At 59.7% G+C, this 14,048-nt stretch carries 13 protein-coding genes and 1 pseudogene; 10 read left to right on the forward strand and 4 right to left on the reverse strand.

Annotation, left to right across the window (positions count from 1 at the left end):
* The first annotated feature begins 143 nt into the window (after positions 1-143).
* Together aas and lplT are read left to right on the forward strand one after the other, a co-directional pair.
* The gene (gene aas / locus J0X03_RS04225) at positions 144-2,297 is read left to right on the forward strand and encodes a bifunctional acyl-ACP--phospholipid O-acyltransferase/long-chain-fatty-acid--ACP ligase (RefSeq protein WP_160204536.1); all 2,154 of its coding nucleotides are present in this window, start codon (positions 144-146) and stop codon (positions 2,295-2,297) included.
* Positions 2,297-3,481 carry a lysophospholipid transporter LplT gene (gene lplT, locus J0X03_RS04230; protein WP_033644843.1) on the forward strand — a complete coding sequence of 395 codons (1,185 nt, stop codon included), beginning with the start codon at positions 2,297-2,299 and terminating at the stop codon, positions 3,479-3,481. The genes aas and lplT overlap by 1 nt, the downstream gene beginning before the upstream one ends.
* A 33-nt stretch (positions 3,482-3,514) precedes the next feature.
* Here the strand turns inward: lplT and J0X03_RS04235 are convergent, their stop codons facing one another.
* The 4 genes from J0X03_RS04235 to mutH all read right to left on the reverse strand — a co-directional run bounded on the left by J0X03_RS04235 (position 3,515) and on the right by mutH (position 6,639).
* A complete protein-coding gene (locus J0X03_RS04235) occupies positions 3,515-4,555 on the reverse strand; it encodes an NADP(H)-dependent aldo-keto reductase (protein ID WP_033644844.1) in 1,041 nt (346 codons plus the stop codon).
* 205 nt (positions 4,556-4,760) lie between these two features.
* A complete protein-coding gene (locus J0X03_RS04240) occupies positions 4,761-4,979 on the reverse strand; it encodes a YgdI/YgdR family lipoprotein (RefSeq protein WP_016929923.1) in 219 nt (72 codons plus the stop codon).
* 156 nt (positions 4,980-5,135) lie between these two features.
* Entirely contained in the window at positions 5,136-5,852 is a 717-nt protein-coding gene (locus J0X03_RS04245; RefSeq protein ID WP_042785275.1) for a TerC family protein, read from the reverse strand.
* Positions 5,853-5,952: 100 nt separating this feature from the next.
* On the reverse strand, positions 5,953-6,639 hold the full coding sequence (mutH, locus tag J0X03_RS04250) for a DNA mismatch repair endonuclease MutH (protein WP_033644848.1): 687 nt from the start codon (positions 6,637-6,639) through the stop codon (positions 5,953-5,955).
* Between the two features lie 696 nt (positions 6,640-7,335).
* Here mutH and rppH point away from each other — a divergent pair.
* The 8 genes and pseudogenes from rppH (at position 7,336) to J0X03_RS04290 (ending at position 14,035) form a co-directional block, all read left to right on the forward strand.
* On the forward strand, positions 7,336-7,863 hold the full coding sequence (gene rppH / locus J0X03_RS04255; protein ID WP_004931849.1) for an RNA pyrophosphohydrolase: 528 nt from the start codon (positions 7,336-7,338) through the stop codon (positions 7,861-7,863).
* Positions 7,864-7,875: 12 nt separating this feature from the next.
* The gene (gene ptsP, locus J0X03_RS04260; protein WP_033644849.1) at positions 7,876-10,122 is read left to right on the forward strand and encodes a phosphoenolpyruvate--protein phosphotransferase; all 2,247 of its coding nucleotides are present in this window, start codon (positions 7,876-7,878) and stop codon (positions 10,120-10,122) included.
* Positions 10,123-10,344: 222 nt separating this feature from the next.
* On the forward strand, positions 10,345-11,217 hold the full coding sequence (gene lgt, locus J0X03_RS04265; protein ID WP_160204535.1) for a prolipoprotein diacylglyceryl transferase: 873 nt from the start codon (positions 10,345-10,347) through the stop codon (positions 11,215-11,217).
* A gap of 7 nt (positions 11,218-11,224) precedes the next feature.
* The gene (gene thyA / locus J0X03_RS04270; RefSeq protein WP_015378919.1) at positions 11,225-12,019 is read left to right on the forward strand and encodes a thymidylate synthase; all 795 of its coding nucleotides are present in this window, start codon (positions 11,225-11,227) and stop codon (positions 12,017-12,019) included.
* Between the two features lie 174 nt (positions 12,020-12,193).
* Positions 12,194-12,697 carry a prepilin peptidase-dependent protein gene (locus tag J0X03_RS04275; RefSeq protein ID WP_160204534.1) on the forward strand — a complete coding sequence of 168 codons (504 nt, stop codon included), beginning with the start codon at positions 12,194-12,196 and terminating at the stop codon, positions 12,695-12,697.
* A complete protein-coding gene (locus J0X03_RS04280) occupies positions 12,691-13,269 on the forward strand; it encodes a prepilin peptidase-dependent protein (RefSeq protein WP_047573881.1) in 579 nt (192 codons plus the stop codon). Before J0X03_RS04275 ends, J0X03_RS04280 begins: the two co-directional genes overlap by 7 nt.
* A pseudogene (locus J0X03_RS04285) lies at positions 13,266-13,689 on the forward strand (YgdB family protein). Before J0X03_RS04280 ends, J0X03_RS04285 begins: the two are co-directional and overlap by 4 nt.
* The gene (locus tag J0X03_RS04290) at positions 13,679-14,035 is read left to right on the forward strand and encodes a prepilin-type N-terminal cleavage/methylation domain-containing protein (RefSeq protein WP_015378915.1); all 357 of its coding nucleotides are present in this window, start codon (positions 13,679-13,681) and stop codon (positions 14,033-14,035) included. Before J0X03_RS04285 ends, J0X03_RS04290 begins: the two are co-directional and overlap by 11 nt.
* Positions 14,036-14,048: the final 13 nt, after the last annotated feature.

Below are 14,048 nucleotides of genomic sequence, written 5' to 3' on the forward strand. Positions count from 1 at the left end.
TTGGTGAGAAATCAGCGTGCCTTGCATGCTGAAGCCATTTTCAATTGCACCAACCTACGCGGATGCGTAGGTTTTTTTTTGCCTGCCATATAGTATTCTTTTCCCTACAACGATTTACGCCTCCATGGCCAAGGGAGAAGGGCATGATCTTTTCACTGCTGCGCGCGCTGTTTCGCCTGTTGTTTCGGGTACGGGTCGAAGGGGACGTCCAGCACTTCGAACGGCAAAAATTACTGATTACGCCGAACCACGTCTCTTTCCTCGACGGCGTACTGCTGGCGCTGTTCCTGCCGATAAAACCGGTGTTTGCGGTCTATGCCAGTATCGGCGAGAGCTGGTTTATGCGCTGGCTGCGGCCTTACATCGATTTTGTCTCGCTCGATCCCACCAAGCCGATGGCCATCAAGCAACTGGTGCGCATGGTCGAGCAGGGACGGCCGATCGTGGTGTTCCCTGAAGGGCGCATCACCGTGACCGGTGCGCTGATGAAAATTTACGACGGAGCAGCGTTTATCGCCGCCAAATCGGGCGCGACCGTGGTGCCGGTGCGGATCGATGGCCCGGAGTTCAGCCCGTTTGGCCGCATGGCCGGGGTGTTCAAGATCCGCTGGTTCCCGCAAGTCAGCATCCGCATCTTGCCGCCGACCACGCTGCCGATGCCGGAAGCGCCGCGCGCGCGTGAACGCCGGGCGCTAGCGGGCGATCGGCTGATGCAGATCATGATGCGGGCGCGGATGGAGACGCGCGAGCCGCAAACGCTGTTCCATGCTTTGCTGGCGGCGCAGCACCGCTATGGGCGCCGCAAGCCTTGCATCGAAGACATCGCTTTCAAAGAGGACAGTTACCAGACGCTAGTCAAGAAATCGCTGGGCGTCAGCCGCATTTTGCAGCGCTTTACCGCCGAGGGGGAGCACGTTGGGCTGCTGTTGCCCAACGCCACCATTACCGCGGCGGCAATCTTCGGCGCTTCGCTGCGCAATCGCATCCCGGCGATGCTCAACTACACCGCAGGCGCCAACGGCCTGAACAGCGCGATGACGGCCGCCGGCATCAAGACCATCGTCACCTCGCGCCAGTTTCTGGAGAAAGGCAAGCTGACCCACCTGCCGGAACAGGTGCCGCAGGCTAACTGGGTGTATCTGGAAGATCTGAAAGAGACGGTCACGCTGGCGGATAAGCTGTGGATCCTGCGTCACTTGCTGCAGCCGCAGCGCGCGGCGTTGCCGCAACGTCCGGAGGATCCGGCGCTGATCCTGTTCACGTCCGGATCCGAAGGCCATCCCAAGGGCGTGGTGCATTCGCACGCCAGCCTGCTGGCCAACGTAGAACAAATCCGCACCATCGCCGATTTCACGCCGCGCGACCGCTTCATGTCGTCGCTGCCGCTGTTCCACTCGTTCGGCCTGACGGTGGGGCTGCTTACGCCGCTGATCACCGGCAGCCGCATTTTCCTCTACCCCAGCCCGCTGCACTATCGCGTGGTGCCGGAGCTGGTGTATGACCGTAACTGCACGGTGCTGTTCGGCACGGCGACCTTCCTTAACAACTATGCGCGCTTCGCGCATCCGTATGATTTTGCCCGCCTGCGCTATGTCGTGGCCGGCGCGGAGAAACTGGCGGACAGCACCAAACAGATCTACCAGGACAAATACGGTATCCGCATTCTGGAAGGCTATGGCGTGACCGAGTGCGCGCCGGTGGTCTCGATCAACGTGCCGCTGGCGACCAAGGTGGGCACCGTCGGCCGCATCATGCCGCAGATGGAGGCGCGTCTGATCGCGGTGCCGGGTATTGATAACGGCGGCCGTCTGCAGCTGAAGGGGCCGAATATCATGAAAGGTTATCTGCGGGTTGAACGCCCCGGCGAACTGGAGCCGCCGGCGGCGGAAGATGCGAACGGCGTGCTGCAGCCGGGCTGGTATGACACCGGCGATATCGTCAGCCTGGATGAGCAGGGTTACTGCACCATTCGCGGGCGCGTGAAGCGCTTCGCCAAGCTCGCGGGCGAGATGGTGTCGCTGGAGAGCGTCGAACTGCTGGCGCAACGGCTGTCGCCGGATAAACTGCATGCCGCCACGGTCAAAAGCGACAGCAGCAAAGGCGAGGCGTTGGTGCTGTTTACCACCGATTCCGCCATTACCCGCGAGGCATTGCTGCGGGTGGCGCGCGAACTGGGCAGCCCGGAGCTGGCGGTGCCGCGCGATATTCGCCTGTTGAAAACGCTGCCGGTGCTCGGCAGCGGCAAACCTGATTTCGTCACCCTGCGTCATATGGCCGAACAGCCGGAGAGTGCCTGATGAATCCTTCGACCGAATCCCCTTTGTTGTCACGCGGCATGATCGCGGTGATCAGCGCGCAGTTCCTTTCGGCGTTCGGCGACAATGCGTTGCTGTTCGCCACGCTGGCGTTGATCAAGCAGCAGCTGTATCCGGACTGGAGCCAGCCGATCCTGCAGATGGCCTTTGTCGCCACCTATATCATTCTGGCTCCGTTCGTCGGCCAGATCGCCGACAGCTTTGCCAAAGGGCGGGTGATGATGTTCGCCAACGCCCTGAAATTGGCGGGGGCATTGGTGATCTGTTTTGGGGGTAATCCGTTTCTGGGTTACAGCCTGGTCGGCGTGGGAGCCGCCGCGTATTCACCGGCTAAATACGGCATTCTGGGCGAGATCACCAGCGGCGAGAAACTGGTCAAGGCTAACGGCCTGATCGAGGCTTCGACCATTGCGGCCATTCTGACCGGTTCGGTGGCCGGTGGTATTCTGGCGGACTGGCACGTGGCGGCGGCGCTGGCGGCCTGCGCGTTGGTTTACGCGGGAGCGGTGGTCGCCAACCTGTATATTCCGCGTTTGGCGGCGGCGCGTCCTGGCGCTTCGTGGCGTCCGCAGGCCATGACGCACAGCTTCTTTGCTGCCTGCGTTACGCTGTGGCGCGATGGACAGACGCGTTTCTCATTGATTGGCACCAGCCTGTTTTGGGGGGCCGGCGTGACGCTGCGTTTTCTGCTGGTGCTGTGGGTACCGGTGGCGCTCGGCATCGCCGATAACGCCACGCCAACGCTGCTGAACGCCATGGTGGCCGTCGGCATCGTGGTGGGCGCGGGTGCCGCCGCGCGCTTCGTCACGCTTAAAACGGTGAAACGCTGTATGCCGGCCGGGATCCTGATCGGCGTCGCGGTCGCGGTGTTTGCGCTGCAAACGACCATGCTCAATGCCTACGTCTTGCTGGCGCTCATCGGCATGCTGGGGGGCTTCTTCGTCGTGCCGCTCAATGCGTTGCTGCAGGAGCGGGGCAAACATTCGGTCGGCGCCGGCAATGCGATCGCAGTGCAAAACCTGGGTGAAAACGCCGCGATGTTACTGATGCTGGGCCTGTATTCTTTGGTCGTGAAGCTGGGCGTGCCGGTGGTGGGCGTCGGCGTAGGGTTTGGCGTGGTGTTTGCGCTGGCGATTAGCGCGTTGTGGTGGTCGCAGCGGCGGTGAAACGGGGCGCAGCCAGGCTGCGCCCTCAGGCTATCAAGGCGCCGGAATGGTAAACCGGGTGTGGATTTCTTCGAGCGCCTGTAGCACGTCCTCATCCAGAATCACGTCGAGGCTGTCGAGGTTGATTTTCAACTGCTCCACCGAGGTGGCGCCCAGCAGGGTGCTGGCGACGAACGGCTGCTGACGCACGAAGGCCAACGCCATCTGCGAAGGATCCAGCCCGTGTTTTTTGGCCAGCGCCACGTATTCGGCGATCGCCCGTTGGGTTTGCTGCCCTGAATAACGGTTGAAGCGGGTGAACAGCGTATTGCGCGCACCGGCCGGTTTAGCGCCGTTGAGGTATTTACCGCTCAGCGTGCCGAACGCCAGGCTGGAATAGGCCAGCAGTTCTACCCCTTCGTGCTGGCTGATTTCGGCCAGGCCAATCTCAAAGCTGCGGTTCAGCAGGCTGTACGGGTTTTGAATCGACACGATGCGCGGCAGCTCGTGTTTCTCCGCCAGTTGCAGATAGCGCATCACGCCCCAGGGCGTTTCGTTGGAGACCCCGATATAGCGAATTTTACCGGCGCGCACCTGCTCGGTCAGCGCCTCCAGGGTTTCCAGCAGCGTGACCGTGGCTTTGTCATCGGTATATTGATAGTTGAGTTTGCCAAAGCAGTTGGTGGCGCGCTGCGGCCAGTGCAATTGGTAAAGATCGAGATAATCGGTGTTCAGCCGCTTGAGGCTGGCGTCCAGAGCGGCGCGGATGTTTTTGCGATCGAGCGCCTGCTGCGGGCGGATGCTGCTGTCAGTGCCGCGCACCGGGCCCGAGACTTTGCTGGCCAGGACGATTTTTTCGCGATTGCCGCGCGCTTTGATCCAACTGCCGATATAGCTTTCGGTCAGGCCCTGGGTTTCCGGGCGGGGCGGCACCGGGTACAGTTCGGCGGTATCTATCAGGTTCACGCCTGCGGCCAATGCATAGTCCAGTTGCGCATGGGCGTCGGCTTCGCTGTTCTGTTCGCCAAAGGTCATGGTGCCCAGTCCCAGCACGCTCACTTCTAAAGAACTGTGGGGAATACGGTGGTATTGCATTAACGGCCTTCCTTTCTTGTTAGCGCTGACGGACCGTGCGGCCCGGTGAAACAGGAGCCCAATTCAGAAGACGGCGCAAAGTCCGTCGGGCGGCGATGTCGCCTTTCCTGACTATAACCAAGCGGTGAAGATGGGGGAAGCGGATTCCGTGCGGACACGAATGAGGGCTACCGCGCTCGAGCGGGCGATAGCCGGCGTGCGGTGATTAGCGTTCGATAACCTGGGAAACCTGATCGCCGTTGATCTGGCGGTGATTGCCTTTCTCATCTTTATAACTGATGAGCCCGGTGTCTGTGTCGATCTCCGGTTTGCCTTGCGTCAGGATCATGTTGCCGTCTTTGGTCGCCATGACGTAGTCGCTGGAACATCCCGCCAAACCGGCGGCCATAACCAGCGCAGACACTGCCATTACCCACTTTTTCATCCTGCGGATCCTCGATTATGCAGAAAACAATGTTCTTTCAAGATTAGCAAACTCTTGGCAGAGAGCGTCTCAGATAAGTCTTTATCTGATAAGAAAAACTGAAATGAGGGGGGCAACGAAACGGCGGAAGCCGCCGATGGCGGCCTCCGCGTAGGGTTATTCCGGCGAACGGTTTTTCTTGCTGCGCATCAGATTGAGCGCCTCTACCGACATGGAGAAGAACATGGCGAAGTAGATGTAGCCTTTCGGCACGTGCACCTGGAAACTTTCCAGCATCAGCGTGAAGCCCACCAGGATCAGGAACGCCAGCGCCAGCATTTTCACCGACGGATGGCGATTGACGAACTCGCCGATCGGCCGTGCGGCGAACATCATCACGCCGACGGCAATCACCACCGCCGCCATCATGATGAACAGGTGATCGGAAAGGCCTACGGCGGTAATCACCGAATCCAGACTGAAGATGATATCCAACAGCATGATCTGTACGATCGCGCCGAAGAAGCTGTGCACCTTGGTGTGGTGCTCTTCTTCCGTGCCTTCGATGGTTTCGTGGATCTCTTTGCTGGCTTTCCAGATCAGGAACAATCCACCGAGCAGCAGGATCAGATCGCGGGCGGAAATGGCGTGATCCAGCACGGTGAACAGCGGGTGCGTCAAGCGGATCACCCAGGCGATGGAGGCCAGCAGCGCCAGACGCATAATCATGGCGGCGGCCAGCCCGAGCCGGCGAGCTTTGTTCTGTTGCGCTTTGGGCAGCTTGGCCACCACCAGCGACAGAAAAATGATGTTATCAATACCCAGTACGATCTCAAGAATGGTTAGCGTACCTAACGCTAACCAGGCATTGGGATCCATAATCCATTCGAACATTGCCCGACACACCTTAATACTTAATAAATGCAAAGCGTGAATTATACGCGTTTATCGTGGCGCTGACAGGGTTAGCTAAACCAGAGTTAAACGAAATCGCTTAGATTGAGAAATGTCTTGCCAGCAGCGCGCCGGTAAAACCCTTTTTCAGATAGAAACCGCGCGGCAGCGTCATGATAGGTTGCCCCTGTTCGCCGATGGCTTCGGTGAGCGCCTTGTTGTTGGCCGCTTTGGGGCGCAGTTGCAGCACTTCGCCGTGGCGTGCGGTGATGCGTTCTACGTGACCGAGCACAATCAGATCCATCAGCTCTTCCCAATCGCGGCGCAGCATCTCTTCTTCTGCAGCGCTCGGGCTCCACAGCAGCGGCGAACCGACGCGGCGCTGCGCCAGCGGGATTTGCCGTTCGCCCTCTACCGGTATCCACAACACGCGCGCCAGCTTGTGGCGAACGTGGCTGCTGGCCCAGGTGACGCCGCTGTTGCCGGTGAGCGGGGCCACGCAGACGAAAGTGGTCTCCAGCGGTTTGCCGGCGGCGTCGACAGGAATGGTTTTCAGCTCAATGCCCAGCTCAGGAAAATCCTGTTCCGGTTTGCTGCCGGCCATGGCACCGAGGTACAGCTCCAGCAGCATGCCCACCCAGCCTTTATCGCGTTTCAGATCCTTGGGGATCGGCAACTGCGCGCGGGCGGCCAGTTCGCCAAAACTGAAGCCGGCCAGCGCCTGAGCGCGCTCGAACAGCTGCCGTTCATTTTCCGGCGGGGGTGGCAGAGGGGATAAAAACGCCATAAATCAAGCCTGTCGAATTTGGTTGAAAAACGTACTGCAAAGATACACGGGAAACGGTAACCCCAGTCGCCTGGGGAAAAGAATAATAGTAGCATGATTTTACATGACTTTTTTTCTTTCCTTGCGCGGGCGACAATGCTCCCGCGAGGCTTGTTCACCTGAAGCCACCGACAATAAACAGGATCTTACACCTATTTATCCACAGATTTATGGGATAACCCAAATTTTTACCGATTACTGGTTCAATTTACAGCCTTGACTCGGGCGGTTTTTTACGAATTTGTCCGTTTTGTGCGTAACTTGCCCGGATAATCTGTGGATAAAAACGGCGTTGGTGGATCTTTCGCCAGGGTAAGATCCTTACCGTGCATAGATCACATTTTTGCCCTGTACATAACTGTGGGATATTGGTTAATTATATGTTTTTAGGAGTAATATTGTTTTTTCGGTGTGAGGAGGGATTTTCGGGGACGAGAGTTTTACCGGCTTATCCCTCGAGTTCTACACACACCTATCCACAGAAAAAGTGAATAAAACCGGTCTGAAATGCCGATGCATGTTTATAACTTTGCCTATATCTGTGAGTTATCCCAATGTTATCCGGCCCGCAGCGCCGTAAAGCAGTGGTTTACCGCCTGTAGCTTGTGTGAAACAATCAGGGCATCTATGCGAATTTAAGCTTATCGAGGTAGTCCGGTGATCGATGATGATGGCTACCGCCCGAATGTTGGTATCGTAATCTGTAATCGTCAGGGGCAGGTCTTATGGGCCCGCCGTTACGGTCAGCACTCCTGGCAGTTTCCCCAAGGTGGGATTAACCCTGGCGAAACTGCGGAGCAGGCGATGTACCGTGAGCTGTTCGAAGAAGTGGGGCTGAGTAAAAAGGATGTGCGCATCCTGGCTTCGACCCGCAACTGGTTGCGCTATAAATTGCCGAAACGTTTGGTGCGTTGGGACACAAAGCCGGTTTGTATCGGCCAAAAGCAAAAATGGTTTTTGTTGCAGCTACTGTGCAATGACGCTGATATCAACATGCAGCGCAGCAGCACACCGGAGTTCGACGGTTGGCGCTGGGTGAGCTTCTGGTATCCGGTGCGCCAGGTGGTGTCGTTTAAACGCGACGTCTACCGCCGGGTGATGAAAGAATTCGCCGTGACCGTGATGCCGATGCAAGAGCAGGCGGCGCCGCGGCAGGCCCCCGCTTATCGCCGAAAGAGAGGTTAAGTTAAGCCGACTATGCTCACGCGCTTGCGAGAAATTGTAGAGAAGGTGGCCGCGGCGGCCAGTCTGACGGATGCGCTGGATCTGCTGGTCAATGAAACCTGTCTGGCGATGGACACCGAAGTGTGCTCCATTTACCTGGCGGACAACGATCGCCGCTGTTACTACTTGATGGCCACGCGCGGGCTGAAAAAGCCGCGCGGGCGCACTATCGCATTGGCGTTTGACGAAGGTGTCGTCGGGTTGGTCGGCCGCCGGGCCGAACCCATCAACCTGGCCGATGCCCAAAGCCATCCCAGCTTCAAGTACGTTCCGCAGGTCAAAGAGGATCGTTTCCGATCCTTCCTCGGGGTACCGATCATTCACCGGCGCCAGCTGTTGGGGGTGTTGGTGGTGCAGCAGCGCGAGCTGCGCCAGTTCGACGAAAGCGAAGAGTCGTTCATGGTCACCCTGGCCACGCAGATGGCCGGGATCCTTTCACAGTCGCAGCTTAATGCCATTTTCGGCCAGTATCGCCAAACGCGCGTGCGCGCGCTGGCGGCCTCGCCCGGCGTAGCGGTGGCGGAAGGGTGGCAGGACAGCAGCCAGCCTTCGCTCGATCAGGTTTACCGCGCGTCGACGCTGGACACCGCCAGCGAGCGCGAGCGCCTGACGTTGGCGTTGGAAGAGGCCGGCGCGGAATTTCGCCGCTTCAGCAAGCGTTTTGCCGCCAGCTCGCAAAAAGAGAGCGCGGCGATCTTCGATCTTTATTCTCACCTGCTAAACGACGCCCGCCTCAAGCGCGAATTGTTCGCCGAAATTGACAACGGCTCGGTGGCGGAATGGGCGGTGAAGCAGGTGATAGAAGCCTTTGCCGAACAGTTCGCCAAACTGCAGGACACCTATATGCGCGAGCGCGGCAGCGATCTGCGCGCGCTGGGTCAGCGCCTGCTGTTCCACCTCGACGACACCACTCAGGGCGCCACCCAGTGGCCGGCGCGTTTTGTGCTGGTGGCGGATGAACTGACCGCGACATTGCTGGCCGAAGTGCCGCAGGATCGCCTGGTCGGCGTGGTCGTGCGCGACGGCGCCGCCAACTCGCATGCGGCGATTTTGGTGCGGGCGATGGGGGTGCCGACGGTGATGGGCGCCGACATCCAGCCTTCTCTGCTCAGCCAGCGGCTGCTGATCGTTGATGGGTATCGCGGCGAACTGCTGGTCGATCCTGAGCCGGTGCTGGTGCAGGAATACCAACGGCTGATCAGCGAAGAACAGGAACTGAGCAAGCTGGCGGAAGACGACGTCGAACAGCCGGCGCAGTTGAAAAGCGGCGAACGCGTTCAGGTGATGTTGAACGCTGGCCTCAGCCCGGAACATGAACAGCTGTTGGGCGGCCGGGTGGACGGCGTGGGGTTGTACCGCACTGAAATTCCGTTCATGTTGCAAAGCGGTTTCCCTTCTGAAGAAGAACAGGTCGCGCAGTATCAAGGCATGCTGCAGCTTTACCCCAACAAACCGGTCACGCTGCGCACGCTGGACATCGGCGCCGACAAGCAACTGCCCTACATGCCGATCAGCGAAGAAAATCCCTGCCTGGGCTGGCGCGGCATTCGCATCACTCTGGACCAGCCGGAGATTTTTTTGATACAGGTGCGCGCCATGCTGCGCGCCAATGCCGGCACCGGCAACCTGGGCATTTTGCTGCCGATGGTCACCAGCCTGGAAGAGGTCGATGAGGCCAAGCGCTTGATTGACCGCGCCGGGCGCGAGGTGGAAGAGGTGCTTGGCTACGCGATCCCGAAACCGAAAATCGGCGTGATGCTGGAAGTGCCGTCGATGATTTTCCTGATCCCGCATTTGGCCGGGCGCGTCGACTTCATCTCGGTAGGCACCAACGATTTGACCCAGTACCTGCTGGCGGTGGATCGCAACAACACGCGGGTAGCCTCGCTGTACGACAGCCTGCATCCCGCGATGCTGCAGGTGCTGAAGCTGATCGCCGAACAGGGGAAAGCGGCCGGGCTGCAGCTTAGCCTGTGCGGTGAACTGGCCGGCGATCCGATGGGCGCGCTGTTGCTGGTAGGCATGGGCTATCGCAATCTGAGCATGAACGGACGCAGCGTGGCGCGCATCAAATACCTGCTGCGGCATATCGATCTTGCCGACGCCGAAGTGTTGGCGCACCGAGTGTTGAACACCCAAATGACCACGGAAGTGCGCCATTTGGTGGCGGCGTTTATGGAGCGACGCGGCATGGGCGGGTTGATTCGCGGCGGCAGATAATCGCCGCGCGATGTGATTTTTTTACAGAACTTTTCCCGCGCTGCCGGCCCGGACCGCGCTAAGCCTATGTTATGATGCGCAACCTCAGCGCGACGCATGTTCGTCGTCTTGCAAACCGCAGTGGCCAACGCTGCCGTTTGAAAGGCGTGTGACAACCTGCGCCGACGTTTGGCACCTGCCGCCCCCGCATGGGGAAAAATAACAGACATGTTGTGGTGATAGATGAGCAATAGCTATCTGGCGTTTCCTAAATTTGATCCGGTCATTTTCTCCATTGGCCCGGTTTCTTTGCATTGGTACGGCCTGATGTATCTGGTCGGCTTCGTTTTTGCCATGTGGCTGGCGGTGCGCCGCGCCAACAAGCCGGGCAGCGGCTGGACCAAAGACGAAGTGGAAAACCTGCTCTACGCCGGTTTCCTGGGCGTATTCGTCGGCGGCCGCGTGGGCTATGTGCTGTTCTACAACCTGCCGTTGTTCCTGGATAATCCGCTATATCTGTTTAAAGTCTGGGATGGCGGCATGTCGTTCCACGGCGGATTGATGGGGGTGATTCTGGTGATGTTCTGGTTCGCTCGCCGCACCAAACGCACCTTCTTCCAGGTTTCCGATTTTATCGCGCCATTGATCCCGTTCGGTTTGGGCGCCGGCCGCCTCGGCAACTTCATCAACGGTGAACTGTGGGGCCGCGTGGCCACCGACACCCCTTGGGCGATGCTGTTCCCAAGCTCGCGCAGCGAAGACGTGGCGCTCGCCGCCGCCGATCCTTCTCTGCTGCCGCTGCTGAATCAGTATGGCGTGCTGCCGCGTCACCCGTCCCAGCTGTATGAACTGCTGCTTGAAGGCGTGGTGCTGTTTATCATTCTGAACCTGTTCATCCGCAAGCCGCGGCCGATGGGTGCCGTATCGGGCCTGTTCCTGATCGGTTATGGCGCATTCCGCATCATCGTTGAAGCGTTCCGCCAGCCGGATGCCCAGCTTGGCCTGTTCGACGGCGTGATCAGCATGGGGCAGATCCTGTCCATCCCGATGGTGGTGGCCGGTGTTATTATGATGATTTGGGCGTACCGTCGTCGCCCGCAGCAACAACTGTCGTGAGGGACAAATGAAACAGTATCTGGATTTGATGAACAAGGTGCTCGCCGAGGGCACTCCTAAAGCCGACCGTACCGGCACTGGCACGTTGTCGATTTTCGGCCACCAGATGCGTTTCAATTTGCAGGAAGGCTTCCCGTTGGTGACCACCAAGAAATGTCATCTGCGTTCGATCATTCATGAGCTGTTGTGGTTCCTGAACGGCGATACCAACATCGCCTATCTGCGTGACAACAAGGTCACCATTTGGGACGAGTGGGCCGATGAAAACGGCGATCTCGGCCCGGTGTACGGCAAGCAGTGGCGAGCCTGGGGGGCGGCGGACGGTCGTCAGATCGATCAGCTGAGCAACGTACTCCAGCAACTGAAACAAGATCCGGATTCGCGCCGCATCATCGTTTCCGCCTGGAACGTCGGTGAGCTGGACCAGATGGCGCTGGCGCCGTGCCACGCGTTCTTCCAGTTCTACGTGGCGGACGGCAAGCTCTCTTGCCAGCTGTACCAGCGTTCCTGCGACGTGTTCCTCGGCCTGCCGTTCAACATCGCCAGCTACGCGCTGTTGGTGCATATGATGGCGCAGCAGTGCGATTTGGACGTTGGCGACTTCGTCTGGACCGGTGGCGATACCCATCTGTACAGCAATCATATGGAACAGACGAAGCTGCAGCTGACGCGTGAACCCCGTCCGTTGCCGAAGCTGGTGATCAAACGCAAGCCGGCTTCGCTGTTCGATTACCGTTTCGAAGACTTCGAGATCGAAGGTTACGATCCGCACCCGGCCATCAAGGCGCCGGTCGCGATCTGACCTTAACCGCATCACACCAGGGGCGCAGCGATTGCGCCCCTTTTTTTATCCGCATTGCGCGCCGCGCCGCATTTTATTGTCGCCACTTGTCGCTATAGGGAAAACATTGCGCAGCTTGCCGCAAGGCTTGCGCATGCGGCTTTACCGCCTTGTTACGGCCCTTAAACTGGCCGCATGAAAGAAAATACGCTCTCGAACATCGATGACCGCCAGCGTGGCATGACGCTGATTGAGCTGTTGGCGGCGCTCCTGATCGCCGGCATGCTCACCGGCTGGGGCGTCGGTCAATGGCGCCACCATCAGCAAACGTTGCGCCTGGAACATACTGCCCAGCAGCTGCTGGCGTTTTTACTGCGACTGCAGGCGGACGCCAACTGGCGCAACCGCACGACGCTGCTGTGGTTCAAGAACGGCACGCCCTGGTGCCTGGGCGGCGGTGTGCCGCCGCCGGATTGCGCTTCCGCCGAGGGTTCCGTTTTCTCACCGTCTTACCGCGACGTCGTTTTGAGCGGCTACACCGACAAAGAGATCGGGTTTTACGGTTTGCGCAATACCGCGCAGGCGGGGCACATCCTGCTCAGCAACGAGGCAGGCGGCCTGCGGCTGGTGCTGTCCACCCGAGGGCGGCTGCGTTTGTGCAGCGAAGGGCTCCGGATAAGGGGGATCGCGCCATGCTGACTGTCGAACGCGGTTTTACCTTGCCGGAGGTGATGTTGGCGCTGGTGTTCGGCAGCGTGATCGCGCTCGGCGCCGCGAAAACCTACCCGCTGTTGCGCCAGCAAAACGTGGCCGTCGGCCAGCATTTTCGGCTGGAGTCAACGCTGCGGCAACTGGCGTTCGGCATCGAGAAGGACCTGCGCCGCGCCGGTTTCTGTGCCGGGCAGTGCGCCGGCCGCCCGCTGCTGATCGGCCAGGCGGCGGGAGAAGCGGCGGGCAGCTGCGTTATCGTCGCTTACGACATCACCCGCAGCGGGCAATGGCTCACCTCGGGCGAGGATGCAGGTTATTTCGGTTATCGGCTGCGCAATGGCGGCTTGGAAGGGCAGCGCGGCGTAAGCCAATGCGACGGCGGCGGCTGGGAGCGGCTGCTCGATCGTGACGAAGTGCAGATTGAGCGGTTTCATGTGGCGATAGAGCGCGGGGAGCATGGCGGTGCGCTGGCCCGTTTGACTCTGGCGGGGCGCTCTGTCGGCGATGCGCGTATCAGGCGCAGCCTGAGCGGGAACGTCGAAATGGCGGCGTTGCCATGAACCGGTGGAGCCAGCGAGGCGGCAGTACTTTGGCGGCGGTAATGTTGCTGTTGGCGTTGGGGTTGATGTTGCTCAATGCCCAGCACCGGCAATTGGATAACGCGCTGTTACTGGCCGCCGATCAGCAGCGCTACCTCCAGGCTTACAATCAGGCCGCTTCGGCGCTGAGTTGGGGCATGCTCCAGCGTTGGCCGCGCGCCGAGCTGAGTGCGGCGTCCTGGTTATGCAGGCAGCGCGCGGAACTGACGGCCTGCGCCCGGCTGTCTGCCAGAGCGGGCGTCGTGACGGGGCGGTGAGCCGCTTTGGCTGTATCAATGGGGCGCGTTTGACGGTGCGGAATCGGTCGGCAGGGTGCAAGCGCAGCCGGGCGGCCGGCTGGATTTTTGCCCCGAGAAAAGGCCGGCCGACTGTGAGGGTTAACGCTCGCGCAGGGCGGTTATCCCGCAACGGCTTCAGCCTGCCGGAAGTGTTGGTGGCGGCATTGTTGTTCTCGGTGTCGCTGCTGGGCTTGTTACAGTATCATCAGGTGCTGTTGCAGTCGTTCCAGCGCCAGTGGCACTACCGGCAAGCCTGGGTGATGGCGCATCAGCAGTTGGAGGCATTCGCCGTCACCGGTCGGCTCGATGCCGAACCGCTGCCGGAAGGCTGGCGACGCGAGACGGCGTTCGACGGCGCGGATGCGGATTGCCGCCGATTGACGGTCAGAGTACAAACTCCGCAACGGCAGTGGGCGACGCTGAGCCGCTGGTATTGCACCCGTTTTTGAGCCGGTACGTATC

Source organism: Serratia ureilytica (genome assembly GCF_017309605.1).
Taxonomy (GTDB): domain Bacteria; phylum Pseudomonadota; class Gammaproteobacteria; order Enterobacterales; family Enterobacteriaceae; genus Serratia; species Serratia ureilytica.

Coding starts and splice junctions, on each gene's coding strand:
- J0X03_RS04280 (WP_047573881.1), top strand. CDS start 12,691: ATGCTGACTGTCGAACGCGGTTTTACCTTGCCGGAGGTGATGTTGGCG.
- lgt (WP_160204535.1), top strand. CDS start 10,345: ATGAGCAATAGCTATCTGGCGTTTCCTAAATTTGATCCGGTCATTTTC.
- J0X03_RS04240 (WP_016929923.1), bottom strand. CDS start 4,979: ATGAAAAAGTGGGTAATGGCAGTGTCTGCGCTGGTTATGGCCGCCGGT.
- J0X03_RS04245 (WP_042785275.1), bottom strand. CDS start 5,852: ATGTTCGAATGGATTATGGATCCCAATGCCTGGTTAGCGTTAGGTACG.
- mutH (WP_033644848.1), bottom strand. CDS start 6,639: ATGGCGTTTTTATCCCCTCTGCCACCCCCGCCGGAAAATGAACGGCAG.
- aas (WP_160204536.1), top strand. CDS start 144: ATGATCTTTTCACTGCTGCGCGCGCTGTTTCGCCTGTTGTTTCGGGTA.
- J0X03_RS04235 (WP_033644844.1), bottom strand. CDS start 4,555: ATGCAATACCACCGTATTCCCCACAGTTCTTTAGAAGTGAGCGTGCTG.
- thyA (WP_015378919.1), top strand. CDS start 11,225: ATGAAACAGTATCTGGATTTGATGAACAAGGTGCTCGCCGAGGGCACT.
- J0X03_RS04275 (WP_160204534.1), top strand. CDS start 12,194: ATGAAAGAAAATACGCTCTCGAACATCGATGACCGCCAGCGTGGCATG.
- lplT (WP_033644843.1), top strand. CDS start 2,297: ATGAATCCTTCGACCGAATCCCCTTTGTTGTCACGCGGCATGATCGCG.
- ptsP (WP_033644849.1), top strand. CDS start 7,876: ATGCTCACGCGCTTGCGAGAAATTGTAGAGAAGGTGGCCGCGGCGGCC.